This is a genomic window from Bradyrhizobium sp. Ec3.3, from assembly GCF_000472925.1.
Taxonomy (GTDB): domain Bacteria; phylum Pseudomonadota; class Alphaproteobacteria; order Rhizobiales; family Xanthobacteraceae; genus Bradyrhizobium.
Genome location: NZ_AXAS01000034.1, coordinates 39,150 through 57,249, shown reverse-complemented (window position 1 = coordinate 57,249; position 18,100 = coordinate 39,150). Strand labels below are relative to the sequence as shown.

General features: G+C 61.0%; 12 protein-coding genes and 2 pseudogenes. 5 read left to right on the top strand and 9 right to left on the bottom strand.

The features are described from left to right. Nucleotides 1-99: 99 nt before the first annotated feature. A pseudogene (locus YUU_RS51975) lies at nucleotides 100-1,538 on the bottom strand (IS1182 family transposase). A 1,090-nt stretch (nucleotides 1,539-2,628) separates the two neighbouring features. Between YUU_RS51975 and YUU_RS51970 the strand changes: the two are divergent. From YUU_RS51970 to YUU_RS55255, 3 genes and pseudogenes are all read left to right on the top strand, one after another. Beyond that, nucleotides 2,629-3,488, top strand: a pseudogene (locus tag YUU_RS51970) (acyl-CoA acyltransferase). 336 nt (nucleotides 3,489-3,824) lie between these two features. Then, the gene (locus tag YUU_RS62790; protein WP_063621749.1) at nucleotides 3,825-6,689 is read left to right on the top strand and encodes an AMP-binding protein; all 2,865 of its coding nucleotides are present in this window, start codon (nucleotides 3,825-3,827) and stop codon (nucleotides 6,687-6,689) included. A 48-nt stretch (nucleotides 6,690-6,737) separates the two neighbouring features. Beyond that, complete coding sequence (locus tag YUU_RS55255) at nucleotides 6,738-7,427, top strand: carboxymuconolactone decarboxylase family protein (protein ID WP_084801587.1); 690 nt, start codon at nucleotides 6,738-6,740, stop codon at nucleotides 7,425-7,427. A 68-nt stretch (nucleotides 7,428-7,495) separates the two neighbouring features. Here YUU_RS55255 and YUU_RS58960 read toward each other — a convergent pair whose 3' ends face one another. The 8 genes from YUU_RS58960 to YUU_RS0128355 form a co-directional block, all read right to left on the bottom strand. Beyond that, on the bottom strand, nucleotides 7,496-7,666 hold the full coding sequence (locus YUU_RS58960; RefSeq protein WP_156944551.1) for a hypothetical protein: 171 nt from the start codon (nucleotides 7,664-7,666) through the stop codon (nucleotides 7,496-7,498). 418 nt (nucleotides 7,667-8,084) lie between these two features. After that, the gene (locus YUU_RS0128390) at nucleotides 8,085-8,300 is read right to left on the bottom strand and encodes a hypothetical protein (RefSeq protein ID WP_027525427.1); all 216 of its coding nucleotides are present in this window, start codon (nucleotides 8,298-8,300) and stop codon (nucleotides 8,085-8,087) included. 783 nt (nucleotides 8,301-9,083) lie between these two features. Then, entirely contained in the window at nucleotides 9,084-9,971 is an 888-nt protein-coding gene (locus YUU_RS0128380) for a branched-chain amino acid aminotransferase (RefSeq protein WP_027525425.1), read from the bottom strand. A gap of 28 nt (nucleotides 9,972-9,999) precedes the next feature. Further along, nucleotides 10,000-10,857 (bottom strand): hypothetical protein, encoded by an 858-nt coding sequence (locus tag YUU_RS0128375; protein WP_027525424.1) that lies wholly within the window; start codon nucleotides 10,855-10,857, stop codon nucleotides 10,000-10,002. A gap of 9 nt (nucleotides 10,858-10,866) precedes the next feature. Continuing rightward, a complete protein-coding gene (locus YUU_RS0128370; protein ID WP_027525423.1) occupies nucleotides 10,867-12,030 on the bottom strand; it encodes a homoserine O-succinyltransferase in 1,164 nt (387 codons plus the stop codon). A 27-nt stretch (nucleotides 12,031-12,057) separates the two neighbouring features. Continuing rightward, nucleotides 12,058-13,332, bottom strand: coding sequence for an O-acetylhomoserine aminocarboxypropyltransferase/cysteine synthase family protein (locus tag YUU_RS0128365; protein ID WP_027525422.1), 1,275 nt, complete (start codon nucleotides 13,330-13,332; stop codon nucleotides 12,058-12,060). 83 nt (nucleotides 13,333-13,415) lie between these two features. Next, complete coding sequence (locus YUU_RS0128360) at nucleotides 13,416-14,369, bottom strand: amino acid--[acyl-carrier-protein] ligase (RefSeq protein ID WP_027525421.1); 954 nt, start codon at nucleotides 14,367-14,369, stop codon at nucleotides 13,416-13,418. 32 nt (nucleotides 14,370-14,401) lie between these two features. Continuing rightward, complete coding sequence (locus tag YUU_RS0128355; protein ID WP_027525420.1) at nucleotides 14,402-15,628, bottom strand: acyl-CoA dehydrogenase family protein; 1,227 nt, start codon at nucleotides 15,626-15,628, stop codon at nucleotides 14,402-14,404. A 229-nt stretch (nucleotides 15,629-15,857) separates the two neighbouring features. Between YUU_RS0128355 and YUU_RS0128350 the strand changes: the two genes are divergently transcribed. Both YUU_RS0128350 and YUU_RS0128345 read left to right on the top strand, forming a co-directional pair. Further along, nucleotides 15,858-16,127: a phosphopantetheine-binding protein gene (locus tag YUU_RS0128350; protein WP_027525419.1), complete on the top strand. Its 270-nt coding sequence runs from the start codon at nucleotides 15,858-15,860 to the stop codon at nucleotides 16,125-16,127. After that, nucleotides 16,124-18,070 carry a long-chain-acyl-CoA synthetase gene (locus tag YUU_RS0128345; RefSeq protein WP_156944550.1) on the top strand — a complete coding sequence of 649 codons (1,947 nt, stop codon included), beginning with the start codon at nucleotides 16,124-16,126 and terminating at the stop codon, nucleotides 18,068-18,070. Before YUU_RS0128350 ends, YUU_RS0128345 begins: the two co-directional genes overlap by 4 nt. The last annotated feature ends 30 nt before the right edge of the window (nucleotides 18,071-18,100 follow it).

The following is an 18,100-nucleotide window of genomic DNA, read 5'->3' as shown; positions in this document are numbered from 1 at the left end:
CCAATTTCCGGCGAGGCGCCGGAAGCCAGCCGAATGGCTTGCCCGAGCCGCTGTGATCGATGATGAGGTTGGCGGCACGCGCGCGACAGCGCTCCTACCTCATGCCTTAATCGCCGCGATCAGCGTACCAGCACCCATGATGTTCATCACGCGCGTGAGATTGTAGGCGAGCACGTGCAGCGCCATTTCAGTGGCGACCTTCGGCAAGCGCTTCGTCAAGAAGTGCGTCGCGCCCATGCGCATCTTCAGTGTGCCGAACGGATGCTCGACCGTCTCGCGACGGCGACGCATCGCCTGAGGATCAGCGTCGAGCCGCCTCTGGGCATCCTCCATGACGTACTCATGCTCCCAACGAGAGATGACGCGGTTTTTGGCCGTGGTGCAGCGCGCCTTCAGTAGGCAACTCCCACAAGCTTTCGTGACGTAGCGCCTAATGGTGCGTTCGCCATCCACTGTTGTGAGCCAATATGCCAGCAACTCCCCAGCCGGGCAGCGATACACATCCTGTTTGGCCAGGTATGCGAAGTCGTGCTTTCCAAACTTGCCCTTCGCCTCCATGCCTGTCGTGTTTGGCTTCGGTAGAGTCACAAGGATATCAGCGTCGGCGCAAGCCTTGATCTCTTCGCCTGTGTAATAGCCGCGATCGGCCACGCCTCGAGCTTGTCGGCGCCGAGCACGGCCTTGGCCTGTTTGCCCATGTTTGCCAGTTGAGCGCGATCCGAGCCGCTATTAGTTACTTCGTGCGCGATGATGAGGTGATGCTCGGTATCTACGGCAATCTGCACATTGTAGCCAACGACGCCCGAGCCACGGCCACTCGTTGCCATGGACCGACTGTCGGGATCGGTCAGCGAGATCTGTTGATCTGGTGATGCCAGCATCGCCTCTTCGTAAGCTTCGAGCTTGTGCATCTCGCTCTTGAGCTTGGTGAGCTTTTCCTTCAGATGCGTCGTCTTCGCGGCGAGAGTCTCAGATGGCTCCTGCAGATCCGCCGTGTCGAGCTGTGCGAGATAGCGCGACACGCTCTCCTCCAGTTGCTGGCGACGGCGCTCGACCTTGCCCTTTGTGAAGTTCTTGTCACGCGTGTTGACCGCCTTGAACTTCGATCCGTCGATAGCGACGCTCGCTTTCGTCAGCAATCCCATCCGCCGGCAAAGCTCAACGAACTTCGCGCACACCTTCTTGATGCCGAGGCCGTTGTCGCGACGAAAGTCGGCGATCGTCTTGTCGTCGGGCGAAAGCCGTTGTAACAGCCAGATCACCTCGAGATTGCGTCTTGCCTCCCGCTCCAGCCGGCGGCTCGACTGGATGCGGTTTAGATAGCCGTAGATGTACAGCTTGAGCAGCACCGCTGGATGATAGCCGGGTCGCCCGGTCGCCGACGGTTCGATGTCCTCAAAACCCAACCCGTCGAGATCAAGTTCTTCGACAAACGCATCGACAACGCGAACAGGATTGCTCTCACCGACCCAATCATCGAGACATTCCGGTAACAACGTCGATTGATCGCGATCCGCGCCTTCAATGAACCGTCGCATCGATCGTCTCCGAAAACCCCGAGACGATCTCTATCTGACTCGTCGTTTTCACGCAGCCAGGGTCAATTGCGACGGATTTAGCGGCGGTTGTCGGATGGTTGATGTCCGCTTTGCGCCGAAAGCGCCGAAGAAGGCCACGCCGCGCGGAAGATGTCGGCTCCGGCGTAAGGAACCAAAGATGCGAAGCGCGTCGACTCATGCCTCCGGAAAGCTGCCAAGTTGCCACGGAGGAAATCCCAGGGTTGGCGGCCTCGGTGTTGATATCGGTCTGGTTCGGCTGAACTATCACTTCAGCGGCTTCGGCACTGCCTATGCAGCGCCGGTGCCACGCTACTGAGCATTGCCCGCACGAGTTAGCTGTCCTGGCCAAGATCTTCGGTGAACCGGCCCACCGCACGCCGTTGCCGGTTCGACAAATCGACGCGGTAAGTCGTGCGTCCGCCTCCGGTGCTCTGTGCTTACCGAATCCATGAACTGCCCAAGCTTCTTCACCAGTTAGGACCGCGTTGGGGCTCATGAGCGATTGAGCAGCCGGTCCGGCCGGTCGGAAAATTCGGGCCGAGGAGTCGCGGCGGGACAGGCTTCAAACCTGCAAGTCAAGAGTTTGCGTGCGAATGCGAAGGGGCCGCGCAGGACGAACCACCTGCGAGTCCTCTGTTCATTTCTCGTTTCGGTGGTGATAAAGCTCCCTACGCGGGGACCGGTCCTATTTCGCCGGACCCGTCACGGCTACGACGACAGTTCATTTGCGTCTTGAAAATTCCCATCGATGATGGTGATCGAGGATGGCGGTCGTTTCAAACCGGCCGCAAAACAAGTTCCAGAGTACCGGTATTGGTTACTTCGGACGAATATTGATGAACCTTCCGCAGCTGTTCAACGTTTTAGTTGGCGATATGTCGATTGCGGAGCCGCATGCAAACCACGCTTTCGCAGAGAACCTGAAGCACTCGAGATTTCGTAAACACACAGAATGTTTGGTGATGCATCAGCAAATGCTTGTCATGTCCGACCGCACAATTTGCAAAGATGATGCTGGACAAAGGAGTTGCCGATTCGTCGGCAATGGTTCCGACGACGGACTCGGACTATGATCCGATGCCGCGAAATAACAACAAGCGATGTCGATGCAGTCGCCGATCTTCTGGCACGTGGCTTTGCTGAACGCTCGCGCGAGTACTGGATAGGCGGCCTTCGCCGTCAGTTCGCGCGCGATGTGCCCGAGGGTTTCCCCCGCCTGGGCTATATGCTTGACAATGCGGAGAAGCCTGTTGGCGTTCTGCTTGTGATCTATACCGCACGCGACCACGATGGCGGGATATCGATCCGCTGTAATCTTTCGAGCTGGTATGTGGAGCCGGGCTTTCGCAATTACGCGACGATGCTGAGCACTGTCGCACAGCGCCACAAGCACGTCACCTACGTCAACATCAGTCCGGCACACTGGACTTGGCGGACCATCGAAGCCCAAGGATTCCGTGCATATTGCAGCGGCTTGTTCTTCTCTTTTCCGGCACTCTCGCGCGCCGCGAAAGGCATGCGCGTCGAAGTCGTCCACCACGACGCCCGGACGATCGATGGGTTGTCCGAAGCTAACGTCGCGCTGCTTGCGCGTCACGCGGCCTACGGCTGCCTCAGCCTGGTGTGCAGCGCGGCGGACGGCGCCTGCTCTCCCTTCATCCTGCAGCCGCTACGAGTGCGCCGCATCAAAGTCCCGGCAATGCAGCTGATCTATTGCGCCGATGTGGCCGACTACGTCACCTGCCCGGCTCCATCGGACGGTTCCTGCTCCGGCACGGCCGGATCTCGGTTGCTCTCGACGCCAACGCCTGCATCAAGGATATGGTCGGCTTCTACAGCCAGTCGCGCGGCCGCAAATACTTCAAAGGTCCACAGCGTCCGCGGCTTGCCGACCTGTCGGACACCGAGCTCGCCATCTACGGACCGTAACCCATGCAGTGTCCGCCCCGGACCCGGCCCACAGCCACCCCAGGTTGGCGAACGCTCGGCGGCGCCTACGGACGCGAGAACGTCATTCTTCTCGCCAGTCGCCACCTTAGCAAATGGCAACCAAGGTGTGGCGGTGCACGAACTATAACCATAGTGGTTCTTGGACCAGACGATCCGCGGCTCGGCGACACTAATCCGGAAGACCCGACCCACCGCGGCCTACCGCGAAAGTGGTAATCCAGGTTATAAATAGTTTGTTGCGTTGCTCGACCCAATTCAGCGCCGGTTGTATAGAAGCGCACTGCGTTGGTTCGCGGCAGACGCGGGGCCTTACGAATGGTGCTGGCGAAGTCGCTGATGTGGTTTGGCGCTGTCGTGTCCCCTAACGCGCGTGGTGACGCGCAACGGGCGTCCTCGGTGCGTACAGACAAGGGCGAAGGGCCGAGTTCCTACAATGCGCCGCACCTCGCTCGCAACGCGGCGAACTTTACCGCGCTGACACCACTTACTTTCCTGCCTCGCGCTGCCACGGTCTATCCCGACAAGCTTGCGGTCGTTCATGGCGCCACCCGGTTCACTTATTGCGAGTTCTACGACCGCTGTCGGCGGCTCGCCAAGGCGTTGCGCGGCCGCGGCATCCACACAGGAGATACTGTCGCCGTTATGGCGCCAAACATACCGGCACTGCTCGAGGCGCATTACGGCGTGCCAATGGCAGGGGCGGTTCTGAATGCGTTGAACTATCATCTCGACGCTCGCTCTATCGCCTTCATCCTGGCGCATGGCCAAGCAAAGCTATTGATCGCTGACCGCGAATTCGCACCTATTGTCAAAGCCGCGCTCGAAGAGCTTGGCCGTCCGATTCACCTGGTCGAAATCGACGATGTCCCGGGTAGCGCGTCGCTCGGCGGGACTGAATACGAGGCTTTCCTCGCCGAAGGCGATGCAGCTGACTGGGCTATGCCGCGGGACGAATGGGAGCCTATCGCCCTCAATTACACCTCAGGCACCACCGGCAACCCGAAGGGCGTCGTCTATCATCACCGCGGCGCATTTTTGAATGCCATCGGCAACGCGATCACCTTCAAACTCGATCGCGATTCGGTCTATCTGTGGACCTTGCCGATGTTCCATTGCAACGGCTGGACCTATACCTGGGCCGTGACCGCAGTCGCCGGCACCCATGTCTGCTTGCGCCGCGCCAATCCGGCGCCGATCTTTGCGGCGATCGCCGAGCACCATGTTACCCATCTCTGCGGGGCGCCAATCGTCCTGAACCTGCTGGTGAATGCGTCGGAAGCGCTGAAGCGCCGCTTCGACCACGTCGTTGAAGTCGCGACCGGGGGGGCGGCCCCGCCGTCCGCGGTGATCGAGGCGATGGAGCAAATGGGCTTTCGCGTCACCCACCTCTACGGTTTGACCGAAAGCTATGGCCCGACCACGGTCTGTGCCTGGCAAGAAGCCTGGGCCGACCTGCCGATAGCGCAGCGCGCGGCCCGGATGGCGCGTCAGGGTGTGCCCTATCTGACGTTCGACACTCAACGTGTTGTCGACCCGGAGACGATGACCGACGTCCCAGCGGACGGTCGCGCGTTGGGTGAGCTTGTCCTACGCAGCAGCACCTTGATGAAGGGGTATTTGAAAAACCCGGCCGCCACTGAAGCGGCCTTTAAGGGCGGCTGGTTCCATACCGGCGACCTAGCCGTCCGCCATCCCGACGGTTACATCGAGATCAAGGATCGCTCTAAAGACATCATCATCGTGGGCGGCGACAACGTCTCCTCGCTCGAGATCGAGGAGGTCCTCTACCGCCATCCGCAGATCATGGAAGCGGCGGTCGTCGCCAAGCCCGACCCGCTCTGGGGCGAGATTCCCTGCGCCTTTGTTGCGCTCAAGCCGGATGTCAACCCGGTTCCGGCCGTGGACATCATCGCTTGGTGTCGCGCCAATCTGGCGCAGTTCAAGGTGCCACGTTGCATCGTGTTCGGGCCTTTGCCGAAAACCTCGACCGGCAAGATCCAAAAATTCGAGCTGCGCGAGCGTGCCAGGGAGATTGCTCCCCAGCCGGAGGACAGCACGTTAAGAAATCTGGACGCCCCTGGCGCACTTGAACGAGCGCTCCAGCGCATTTGCGAGTCGGTGTTGGGTATTTCTCCCGAGTGGTCACAAAATTTGCTGGAATCTGGCGCAGACTCGATAACAGTGCTGAACCTCTTTCTTGAGCTCATGGAGCGCACAAAATGCGATCTACCGCTCGGCGCCCTGATTGAATCCCCGACTATTGCGGGTATTGCTTCCCTGATACGCGGAACTGTTGGCGACGGAGAACCGAAGGCAACGCGCAGCCGATCGCACCCGGATATCCGTCCAGTGACGCCCGCTGACATCGAACCGCTTTGCCGATTTCTCCATCAAGGGCTCACCCGCGTGTCGCTTCCCGCCTGGCGGCGCCTTTTTGACTACCCGTGGCTCGATGACAAGCCGGATCTTGGACACCTGCTCACAGTCGGAAATGAGATTGTTGGATTCCTGGGTGCGATATATGCATCCCGAAAGATAAGGGGAAAGGCTGGCGTTGTCTGCAATCTTACGTCCTGGTATGTGCTCCCCCAATATCGGGGACGGGCGGTCGAGCTTCTCGACGCCGCGATCCGCAAGGAGAACGTGACTTTCACGGCTTTGACACCGGCGCCAGCCGTAGCCCAAATGCTCGAAGCGATGGGCTTCGCTAGATGGAATACGCGCAGGATTGAATTGCCGCCGCTGCTCCATGTCGACACGTTGCGCGAGCGGGGTGTGTTGATCAGTTTCGACCCGGAAAGGGTGCGTCGATCGCTCGACGATGAACAGCGTTTGATCTTCGACGATCATGCGCGCTGCAACTGCCTGCTATTGTCCGCGACCGTCGGACCGGAGCACGCTTTTCTGGTCGTCAAACGTCGCCCAGGAGGTAGAATTAAAATGGCGTACTCGGATATTCTCTATTGCAGCAACCAGACTCTGCTCGCACGACATCTCGAACGCATCAAGCTGGCAATCTTGCGGCGCCAACGGACGCTTCGTCTGGTCTGTGACGAGGGGCTCCTTCCAGAACAACCCCGAGGACGGTCATTCGTGACGACCTACCTCTATCACTCGCCGCTATTTACTGCGAGTGAGCTCGACAAGCTCTATTCTGAAATAGTCTTGCTTCCGGTGTAGTACAAACGCCAAATACGGCGGCGCGTCTGGCGCGGATGAGGATTGGACATGAAAATACAACGTTATCCCTATGCCCAAGTCCCAGCAGAGGTAGCCCGGCAAATTCGAGAGCTCGGCGGCCGACCGCTCAATCTCTACCGAGTCCTTGCGAACGCACCTCCCATGCTGAAGATCTGGGTGGATTTCGCCTACGCCGTCCGCCGTGAATGCAAGACGCCACGGTCCTTGCGCGAGCTGATGATCCTGCGCACCGCTCAGCTCAGCGAGTCATTTTACGAATGGCATCAGCATCGGCGGATGGCGCGAGAGGCAGGCGTACCTGAGCAGCAGGTGGCAGAGCTGACGATGTGGCGATGGTCGGATGCCTTCGATTCAGGGGAGCGAGCGGCTCTTGCTTTCACTGAGGCCATGGTGGCCGGTAGGGTGAATGATGCGACCCATGCCGAGCTCGCCCGACACTTTGATCCCGAAGCCTGCATCGAACTAGCCATGACTGCCGGTTACTACTGCATGGTTCCGCGAATCCTTGCGGCTATCGCTGTTACACCGGAGGGCGAGGCGGATGGCCCGATACCCGAGGCACTTGGGGTAGAGGATAGCGGAGAACGACGGAGAAGGATGCCGAAAGTATCTGGGGAAGCCTCAGCGCCAAGGACTTCGCTGGAGCAATGCGGTCTGCTCGGCGCCTCGGCGACTATGAAGTCACGATCGTCAAAGCGTGCGCGGGGGCTGAGGTAAATTCCACCAAGGTCGCGGCGTCGCTCGACGCGGTCGCCGGCGAAGCACGCCAGGATGTAGGCTATACGCTATGCCGGATTCGCCGGCTGAGGCGCCACGACGACGTGGCGCCGACCAAGCTGATGCTGGCGGCCCCGGGCGGCGCGCAGCAGCGCCTTGTCCACGAGCGCCGTCATGAAGTCCGCCAAAATCTGGGCGGCGTGATTGCAAAGATAGGGGTCATCGTTATTCAAGGTCACTTCGAGCTTTCCTGCGGTGATCTTGCCGGCATCCGGCCGACGCGGGGTCTTGGCATGATTAATTCGCGAGGTCGTCCGCCGCCTAATTTAGGCGGTCCAGTCAGCTGCTGAGTCAGCGGTGCGGACGCCCTCGCTCACATCAGCGTTCCACCTTGCCAGCGTCGTTGTCGTCTAGGAGGTCATTGTCCCGACCGCGAGCAGGATGTGCGCGCAGGTCGAGCTAATCGCTGCGGTAGCTTAAGCGTCGGCATCAGCGCGGTGTTCTCAGTGCGACGCGCCCGGGATCTTCGCGTTAGCCAGCTGCCCGCGAGTTCGCGCATTGTTGCGGTTGGCCAACGACACGCTGGTGTACCTCGCGCCGTGCGTCTGAACACACGCCAGGTGGTAAGATGCGGAGCCGGCGATGGCTGAGACATCTCTAGTAGACGCACTGTCTGACGTAATAGCCGCCGTTCACCCGTATCCACTGACTCGGGCTGGGCGGAGGCTCATTGATGATGAAGTAGCCGTGATAGTCGATGTCGGTTGGCGCGGTCAGGCCGCGCCAGAACACCGCATTCGCGTTGGACGAGCTCAGAGTCATCGCTGCTGAGAAACAGGCCAGGGCGGCACAGAGCGGAAAGAGCGTTCGCATCGTCATCTTCCGGATTGGAGTTGCCGACGACACCCTGGGCGGATGCTGGTGTTGACCTCTGCGACCAGCTTCGATCGAACGGCAGATTGATCCCGATGGCTCAGATCCTATGCGCTTGGACCGCCGCAATTTCGTGTGGATGGCGCGATGCCATACCACCCGCGCCGCAACAGTGGCCTTGAGGGCATCGCATCAAGAGAGCAGAATCGGCTTTGATTTGCTGCGCGCCCGTTCGATCGCAACGATTTGAGCCCATAGAATTTTTGGTGGATTTCGAATGTCAGAAGAGATTCCGCATTGGACTAAGCGAGCACTTCGAACTGCCCGGAAGTTTTGCGTAGATAATGGTCACATTATTGTTGGAGTCGCTGGAGGCCTTGCGTTGGCCATCCTCGTGAGGCGGTAGCGTTTCCTGTTATCCGACTCGTGTCGAGAAAAATGACCGCGGATTGCTATGCAACCCCTCCGACGTCTTGCAAGGCAGAGTTAACCGAACCAGCTCTCGCCTCGCTCGATATCTGGAAAGGCATGCACGAGGGACTGAAGCCAACGGCGCACACGTACACTGACGTCAGCGTCAAACGATCGTGCTGCACCATAGCCCACGAGAGTTGGATGCGAGAGCAGATCTGTTTATTACAAGCACTGTCGGCACAGAGCTGAAAGAGCGTTCGCATCGTCATCTTCCGGATTGGAGTTGCCTGCAGTAGCGCGCTCATCCTGGCTGGTCCTGGAGATGCTCGCAAGTCCTATCGTTCCATCAAAGGGGCCAGCCGAAAGCTCTCACGCCGCAAGCTTCACCCCGTGCGCGAAATCCCAATACAGCTTTCGTGCACGCGCATAGAAGCGCCCGGGCGAGAGTTGCCGGTCGTCGATCCGGATCACGGGCGCGACTTTGGCGAAATTGCCGGTCGAAAAGATCTCGTCCGCAGCGACGAAATCGGCATAGCGTAACGTTGCCTCCACCACCGTGATGCCGTCACCGCGCAAAAGTTCGATCACGCGCTGCCGCGTGATTCCGTTCAGGAAGGTGCCATTCGGCGCCGGCGTATAGACAACGCCCGCCTTCGCCATGAACACGTTGGAATTGCCGAATTCCGCGACGTTACCCAGCATGTCCAGCATCAGACAATTCTGGAAGCCGCGCGAACCGGCCTCCCTGAGCGCACGGGAGCTGTTCGGGTAAAGACAGGAGGCCTTGACGTCGGCCGGCGCGCATTCGGCGGTCGGTCTGCGGAACGGCGACAGCGTAATCGCGCTACCGACGGGCGCCGGGATCGGCGATTCGTAGATGCAAAGGCACCAGTCGGTCGTTTCCGGATCGAACAGCACGCCGCCGCCGATGCCGTTCTGCGGCCAGTACATCGGGCGGATGTAGAGTTCGGCATTGGCTGGGAAACGAGCGATACCTTCACGCGCCAGTCCGAGCCATGTGCCGAGATCGACGATCGGCTTGAGCCCGAAGTTGAGCGCAGATTGATTGACGCGGGCGCAATGACGATCGAGGTCGGGCATGACGCCTGCAAAGGCGCGCGCGCCATCGAAGATGGTCGAGGCGAGCCAGAGCCCATGGGTGCGTGGCCCCATGATCGGCAAATTGCCCTCGTGCCACTCGCCTCGGAAGAATGTCCATGTCCTCGAATGGCTGACGGGCTTGGCGTTGGGAACCATGACGAACCTCCATTCTGGGACGACTGAGTTATGGTCCGTAGATCACCAGCTCGGTATCCGACAGATCGGCAAGCCGGGGGCATTGCGGACCCATGAAGTATTTGCGGCGTTCCCTATAGAGGCCGACGAGCTCCTTCATGCGACCGTTGGCGTCGAGAGCGACGGAGATTCGGCCGCGCCAGAGCAGGAAGCGGCCGATGGCGCCGGCGCAGGCGACATAATCGGCCACGTCACGGCAGTAGATAAGCTGCATCACCGGAGGCGCGATCCGGTTTTTGATGCGCATTGACTGCAGGACGAAGGGAACCACGCGGCCGTCGGCCGCGCGGCACACCAAGCTGAGGCAGCCGTAGGCTGCGTGACGTGCAAGCAGAGCGACGTCAGCTTCGGACAAGCCGTCGACCGCCTGCGCATCCTGCCGGACGACTTCGACGCGCATATCCCTGACCGGACGCGACAACGCTGGAAAGGAGAAAAACAAGCCTCTGCAATAGCGGCGAAATCCCTGCGCTTCGATAGCCCGCCATGTCCGTTCTGCCGGACTGATGTTGACGTAGGTGACGTCCTTGTGGCGCTGCGCGACCTTGGTCAGCATCGGGGCATAGCCGCGAAATGCGGGTTCCACATACCAGCTGGAAAGATTGCAGCGGATGGAGGCGCAGCCGCCATCGTTCCGTGCGGTGTAGATCAACAGCAGAGCGCCGACGGGCGTCCGTTCATGCTCGAGCATGTAGCCGAAGCGCGGGAAACTGTCGGGCGTCTCGCGCACGGACAGGCGCCGAAGTCCGTCGATCCAGTAGTCGCGCGAGCGGATCGGAAAGCCGCGTGTCAGAAGATCGGCGATGGCGCCAAGATCGGCTAATCCTATCTCGCGGCATCGGATCATGGTCCGAACTCACTCGCAATATCCGAGCCGCGTCCTATTCCTGATCATCAGCTTTGGCAAGCGCGCCAGGCGAGCGGATCGAGCGGCAACCAACTTGCGTCCATGGCGCCGCGCGGGCATTCCGGCTGCGGAGAGAGCCGCCTCTCGCGCCCCCAACGGCTTTGAGCGTCCAGCTCGCTGCGACACCATGTAAAGCAACCAGTTGCGGTATATGCGCTTGGCCGGCAGATGCCAGACGTTGTTCAGGTCCTTCGCCACCTGATCGGCTGGAAAGTCGGCGAAAAGCTCCGGGCGTCTGTCGGAAAGGGCTTTCTGTCGGAAAGCGATCAATATCTCTTCCGCCGCCACGCTCAAATAGTCCTTCGGTATTGTCGGACAGACTTCGTTCTCTCCGCGGAGAAAGCGCCCCATGTCTCTTCTATGTTCGCCCAACAGGCTCAGGGATTCGTATTCCGGGTGGCCTTGGAAATGGACGAAAAGGCTATTCTTTTGCTGCTTGACGAAGCAGTCGATCCCCGCCTCCGCCGACCCGGACAGAACCGAATATCCGCAGTTCAGGAGATCCAACTCCCGCACCTCGTTCCATCGAGCGTGCGGTATTCTGAAGGTCGTCGGAACATCCTGCATCAAGGAATGGTGTCTCCTCTTCGTTTGAGCGAAGACACCGAAGCACTTGGCGGGCAGCTTGTGCCGCGCAACGCCGTCCAAGTGCAGGACGGCCCCATGGACGGCCAAGCACGAAAACACCGACGACACGGTATTCTCCCTCGCCCAGTCGGCGATCTCTACGAAGGTGCTCCAATATGGCTCTTCAGTCAGGCTGGCGGCTTTGGGTTCGGCGCCGGTCACGATCACCCCATCCAGCCTCCTGTTCAGGAGATCGTCGATGCCGCGGTAATATCGACGTACGTAATCGCGCCCCCATTCCGAACGGGGGGTCGCTTCCATCGTATAGAAATGCAGCCTGACGAGAAGTCGTCCGGCCGCCGCATCAAGCAGATCGAACAGCTGACGCTCGGTCGACATCAAGGCAGCATCCGACATGTTGTTGATGAGCCCGATGTCGAGACACTCCATCCGCTTTCCGGCTGACGCCTTTGCATAATCGCTTCCGCGCGACCCTCTCGATAAGAGGTGGTGTTCGTACGAATCTACATCAATTAAAACAGCCATCCGAATACCTTCACGGTTGACGAAACATCAATTCGCAGCACAGAGGGCCTGATCGAGATCCGCGATGATGTCGTCGATGTGCTCGATTCCGACGCTCAGCCTGATCATCTCTGGCCGCACGCCGGCTTTGTCCTGCTCTTCGCGCGACATTTGCCGATGGGTGGTCGATGCGGGGTGGCAGGCGAGCGTTTTGGCGTCGCCAATATTGACCAGCCGTTTGCAGAGCTTCAGCGCGTCGTAGAACCGCTTGCCCGCCTCGAAGCCGCCGGCCACGCCAAAAGTCAGCAGCGAACACGCCTGGCCGCCCAGATATTTCTGCGTCAGCGCGTAATAGGGGCTGTCGTGAAAGCCCGCATAGTTCACCCATCCGACAGCGCGGTTGTTGCGCAGGAACTGCGCGACCTTCTCGCCATTCTCGACGTGCCGCTCGATCCGCAGCGCCACAGTTTCGATGCCCTGGAGCAGCAGGAAAGCGTTCATCGGCGCCAGGACGGCGCCAGTGGTCCTCTGGGAGACGGCACGGCAACGCGCAATGTAGGCAGCGGCCCCGTAACGCTCGGTAAAGACCAGCCCGTGGTACGATTTCTCCGGCTCGTTCATCATCGGGAAGCGCCGGCGATGCTCCGCCCATGGGAACCTGCCGCTGTCGATGATAATTCCACCGAGCGTGGTGCCATGCCCGCCCATGAATTTCGTCAGCGACTCCACGACGATGTCTGCGCCATATTCGATCGGCCGGAGCAGGATCGGCGTCGGCACCGTGTTGTCGACGATCAGCGGGACGCCGTGCCGGTGTGCGACGTCGGCCATCGCCTCGATGTCGCAGACATTTCCGGCCGGATTTCCGACGCTCTCGCAGAACACCGCCCTCGTATCGTCGTCGATCAGTCTTTCTACGCTCGCCGGCCGGTCGTCTTCTGAAAACCGGACCGTAATGCCCTGCCTCGGCAGGATGTGCGCGAACAGCGTATGCGTGGTTCCGTAGAGCTGCGGGACCGAGACGATGTTGGTGCCCATCTCCGCGATATTGACCACCGCATAGTTCACCGCGGCCTGACCACAGGCCACGCTGAGTGCCTCGATGCCTCCTTCCATGGCCGCGACGCGTCTCTCAAGCACCGCATTGGTCGGATTGCCGATTCGCGTATAGCGGAAGCCATCCACTTCAAGGTTGAAGAGTGCGGCTCCATGGTCGGCGCTGTCGAATGCGTACGAGGCGGTCTGATAGATCGGCACGGCGACGGACTTGGTGACCGGATCGTCCTTGAAGCCGCCGTGGATGGCGATGGTCTCTCTCCTCATTGAGGAGGGTCCTTCGACTCTTCGATCCCGGGCGACCTCGGGATGTCCCTGGCGCATTGCACGTTCTCCAATTCCGACGCCGCCTACTGGTCGTTCCGCGGGAAACCGAGCAGGTCCCGCACTGCGGTCGGCCAGCGGGTGGTGTTTACGCCGTGCGTGTGGAACATGGCGACCGCGAGACGGTCCATTCCGAACGCCACGCAGGCGGTATGGGCCGGCTCGCCGGCCGCATCCACGATGCCCCAGGCAGCACCGAAATGTTCGCGGTGATAGTTGAAGCTCATGCAGGCAGTCGGCTGCTCCTCGGAGCGCAGAGGCACCAGCAGTTCGAATTTCAGCGACATTTGCTTTTGGCTCAGGGCCATCATCTGGCCGACCCGGCCGAAGAACGGATCGCTGGCGTAGTCGACCCTGAAGGGCAGCCCGAGATCGCGGGCGATCTCCTGAGCCCGCTCGATCCAACGCTCCCGGAACGTGAAGGCCCGATCAGGGCTGCCGATGCAGACGAATTCGCGCATCCTGAAGGACTGCAGCCGGTCGAGATGGTGCGAGGGCTCGCGGCGGAAGCAATCGGCGGCCACGTCGAAACGCCAACCGCTTGCCGGTACGGGACCGCGACTCGCTGCGATCGGATAGACCGGATAGCAGGCTGCCGGCGACAGCACGAGGTCGGCCGGTGAAAGCGACTGCGTCCAGTCGCCGCCGGCCTCGAAGCGGCTGACTGCGGCATGGATCTCGCTATCCGTGCCGTGCAAGCCGCAGACGCAACCCAGGAGGTTCGGAAAGCTTTTCAGATAGCCCGACCTCTCAAGCTGCGCGCGATTCATGACGGGGGGAAAGCGCATCACCTCGGTGTCCGCTTCGCGATGCCGCGAGATCAGCACCGCGAGCCGCTCTACGACGTCTTCATAGAGCGCGGTGCGACCATAGACCCCCGGAGAGCCCATCTCGTGGAACAGCAGATCGGAAAGATGGTCCAGCGGATCGGACGGACGAGAAGCGGATTCCGGCGTTGCGGGATACATGGCCACGTTCATATCGAGACCCATTTCCTTTCGAGGACGAAATATCAATCGCGCAGGGATTCCGGGACGGCGCTCATCAGCGTAGCAGTACCCATGCTGGCGAGGATGCGATCGTTGTTGATCATGATCGGAGCTGAAAGCACGTCGCGCAAATGGCGACCGATACTTACGTCAGTATCGTTGCGATAACCGGACAGGCCGCAGGCGCGCATCGCGTGCATAACGGTCGCGACCGCGAGCTCGGAGGCCTCGACCTTGAGAAGATTGATCGAAGACTGGAAGTCGACGGACGCCAGCGCGCGCTCGTCCCGTTCCCGAGCTTCATAGAACTGGAGATTCGCGGCAATGATGGCGCGCAGTTTCGTCAGCGTCATTTTGGCCGCGGTGAAATGCGCCGCGCCGGGAGGCATGTTGCCGCCCGCACCGCGGGCGGCCTTGCGGATAAAGCGCTGCGCCCGGTCCGCCGCCGCAGCCGCGATTCCCGCCCAGACCGAGGACCAGCACAGATGGGCGACGGGCGTCATTGTCTGCGCATGGATCCTTTCGTATGGCACCGGGAATATCTGGTCCGCAGCGCCTCTGAAATTCAGCTTGAACCCGGCGCTGCAGGTCCCACGCATGCCAAGCGTCTCCCAGGCGAGAGTGGGTTCCAGCGTATAGTCGTCGCGGGTGATGGCCAGGAGCACCTGATCGGATCCGGCGGCAGAGTCGGAACGGCGGGCGACAGTGACGATGCCGTCCGCTTCGGCGCCGTACGAAATCACCGTCGCGTCGCGCACCAGCGAAATCTCGGCACCAGCGTGCTCCACTGCGGCCGAACTGAACCGTATGTTGCCGCCGTTCTGGCCCTCCGTGGTCGACGATGCCAGCAGCAGCTGTTCGGCAGCCACGCGGCGCATGAGACTTTCGTGCCAGCCGCTGCCTTTGCCGTGGCGGACCAGACACGCGATCTTGGTCTGATGCATCGCGAAGATCATCCCAACCGAGGCGCAGGCACGGCCGAGCGCGTAACACATATCGGTCACCTCGGAGATGGATGCACCGTCTCCGCCGAGCTCGATCGGAATCTGAGCGCCCAGAAGTCTCTCGCTGCGCGCCGCGTCGATCGCTTTCCGGGGGAAGCGCGCCTCGCGATCGACCGCCTCGGCGTCCATCGCAGCGACCTCCGCGACATTTGCCGTCCGCTGCCGGAACGAGGAGCCGTCGGGAGAGAATGCTGCTCGGCCAATTTCCGGGGCGATGTCGCGGAACTGGACTTCCTGCACACTCATGGCCAAAGCCTCGATTTCATGGTTGGACGACGCGAACCACGCGAGATGATTCCCCTCAAAATCGACAACTAGCCCACTTCCCTGGTTGCGTCGTTGGCGCAAAAGTGGGTGCCAGGGAGCTTCCACTCCCGAGCGAGGTACCTCCGAAGCAGAGCTATTGACCGGAAGTGCAGTTGGGTATCGTCGCCCGATTGTGATCACGCCCCGGTCACGGCGAGGGACCGTTGAAATGCATGACATTACCGTCAACGTTCAGAACCGTGTTCTATCCGTCGTCAGGAGCGTCCTCGAGCAGAACGCGATCACCGCCGATATCCACCCGGAGTCGCGGCTGGTGGATATCGGGTTGAGCTCGATGGGCATGGTCGAGCTGATGCTCAAGGTTGAGGCCGAGTTCGATCTCATTCTTCCTCAACTCGCGATCACGCCCGAAAATTTTCAATCGGTGAAGACGATGGAGCGGATGATCCTCAACCAGCTTGGACCCCGGTCGGGATGAAGCCGATTGAACAGAGATGCTGCGTCGACAACGAAGCAGGCCGCATCGACGATGATTGCACGGTGGCCGTGGCCGCGACCTCGCCTACTGGCGAGCAGGTGCGCGCAGATGTCGATCCGACCCAGCTGCATTCAGCCGCAATCCAGCGGGCGACCGGACGCGACGCGCCGCAGCGCAGACGTTCCGCCGCCAAGACCTGGCTGCAAGCCTTCGCACTGACCGCGCGGGTCGAAGCGCAGCCGCATTGGTTGTTCGCCGACATCGTGGAAGAATGGGCACAGCGTCAGCCCAAGCGATCTGCCCTGCTCTCGGACGACCAATCCTTCACCTATGAAGAACTCACCGCCCGGATCAACCGGTATGCGCGCTGGGCGCGCAGCCTCGGCCTTCATGAAGGGCGCACCGTTTGTCTGCTGATGCCGAACCGGCCGGACTACCTCGCCTGCTGGCTCGGCATCAGCAGGGTCGGCGGGACGGTGGCGCTGATCAATACCAGGCTGGTCGGCCGGTCACTTGCCCACTGCATCGACGTCGCGCAGGCCGATCACGTCATCCTTGCGGCCGATTGCGTGGATGCGTTCGAGACCGCACGTCCGTACCTGCAGCGCGTGCCGCAAAGCTGGAGCCTCGGCACCGGCGGCTCAGGCAGCGATCTGGACGCCGCGCTCGCCGCTTTCGAGCCAGGCTCGCTGTCCTCCGCCGAGCGTGGCGACGTCACGATCGATGGACGCGCGCTCCTCATCTACACCTCGGGCACCACGGGGCTGCCGAAGGCGGCGAACGTCAGTCATCGCCGCATTCTCACCTGGGGCGGATGGTTTGCCGGACTGACAGACGCGTCCACCAACGATCGTCTCTACGATTGCCTGCCACTCCACCACTCCGTGGGTGGCGTCGCAGCTCCCTGCAGCATGCTCTGCGCGGGCGGTTCGGTCGTGGTTGCGGAGAAATTCTCCGCCAGCAGCTTCTGGGACGACATCGTGCGTTTCGACTGCACCATCTTCCAGTATATTGGCGAGCTCTGCCGCTATTTGCTGAAGACGCCGGCGTCTGAACGAAAGGTGCGGCACGGGCTGCGGCTGGCTGTCGGCAACGGATTGCGCGGCGACATCTGGGAGATGTTCGCCAGCCGGTTCGCGATTCCGCAGATCCTCGAATTCTACGCCGCAACGGAAGGCAATTTCTCGCTTTTCAACGTCGAAGGAAAACCCGGCGCGATCGGCCGGATTCCGCCGGTGCTGGCGCATCGCTTTCCCGCCTCGATCGTCAAGGTCGATGCCGACAGCGGCAGCCCGCTGCGCAGCGACGCCGGGCTCTGCATCGCCTGCGCCCCTGGCGAGACGGGCGAGGCTGTCGGGTGCATCGGCGGCGCCGATCGCGACGGCGTTCCTTTCGAGGGCTACACCGATCCCGCCGAGACGGAGAAGAAGATTCTGCGCGACGTCTTTACCCCGGGCGATGCCTGGTTCCGCACGGGTGACCTGATGCTGCGCGACCAGCAGGGCTACTTGCACTTTGTCGACCGCGTCGGCGACACCTTCCGCTGGAAGGGCGAGAACGTCGCCACCAGCGAAGTGAACGACGCAATACGGGACTGCCCCGGCGTTCTCGACGCCTCGACCTACGGAGTTGCCGTTGCCGGAGCCGATGGCCGCGCGGGCATGGCGGCTTTGGTGGTGGACCGAGGTTTCGATTTCGGGATGTTCAGAGAACACCTTTCGCAACGGCTTCCGTCCTATGCAGTTCCAGCCTTCGTCAGGTTGTGCCGGGCGCTAGAATCGACCGACACCTTTAAGCAGAAGAAGCAGCGGCTGATCCGCGAGGGATTCGATCCTTCGGTCGTGGACGATCCGCTGTTCCTGCGCGATCCAGCGACCGGCGACTATCGTTCGATCGACCGGGCCGTCTATGCGCGCATCGTTGCAGGCGAAATCAGGCTCTAACATCGGCCCGGAAAGCCGAAATGTGAGGTG

Bases quoted from the DNA above. Each gene is read 5' to 3' on its own strand.
- YUU_RS0128375 (WP_027525424.1), bottom strand. From the start codon at position 10,857: ATGATCCGATGCCGCGAGATAGGATTAGCCGATCTTGGCGCCATCGCC.
- YUU_RS0128365 (WP_027525422.1), bottom strand. From the start codon at position 13,332: ATGAGGAGAGAGACCATCGCCATCCACGGCGGCTTCAAGGACGATCCG.
- YUU_RS0128355 (WP_027525420.1), bottom strand. From the start codon at position 15,628: ATGAGTGTGCAGGAAGTCCAGTTCCGCGACATCGCCCCGGAAATTGGC.
- YUU_RS0128380 (WP_027525425.1), bottom strand. From the start codon at position 9,971: ATGGTTCCCAACGCCAAGCCCGTCAGCCATTCGAGGACATGGACATTC.
- YUU_RS0128370 (WP_027525423.1), bottom strand. From the start codon at position 12,030: ATGGCTGTTTTAATTGATGTAGATTCGTACGAACACCACCTCTTATCG.
- YUU_RS62790 (WP_063621749.1), top strand. From the start codon at position 3,825: ATGGTGCTGGCGAAGTCGCTGATGTGGTTTGGCGCTGTCGTGTCCCCT.
- YUU_RS0128390 (WP_027525427.1), bottom strand. From the start codon at position 8,300: ATGCGAACGCTCTTTCCGCTCTGTGCCGCCCTGGCCTGTTTCTCAGCA.
- YUU_RS0128360 (WP_027525421.1), bottom strand. From the start codon at position 14,369: ATGAACGTGGCCATGTATCCCGCAACGCCGGAATCCGCTTCTCGTCCG.
- YUU_RS55255 (WP_084801587.1), top strand. From the start codon at position 6,738: ATGAAAATACAACGTTATCCCTATGCCCAAGTCCCAGCAGAGGTAGCC.
- YUU_RS0128350 (WP_027525419.1), top strand. From the start codon at position 15,858: ATGCATGACATTACCGTCAACGTTCAGAACCGTGTTCTATCCGTCGTC.
- YUU_RS0128345 (WP_156944550.1), top strand. From the start codon at position 16,124: ATGAAGCCGATTGAACAGAGATGCTGCGTCGACAACGAAGCAGGCCGC.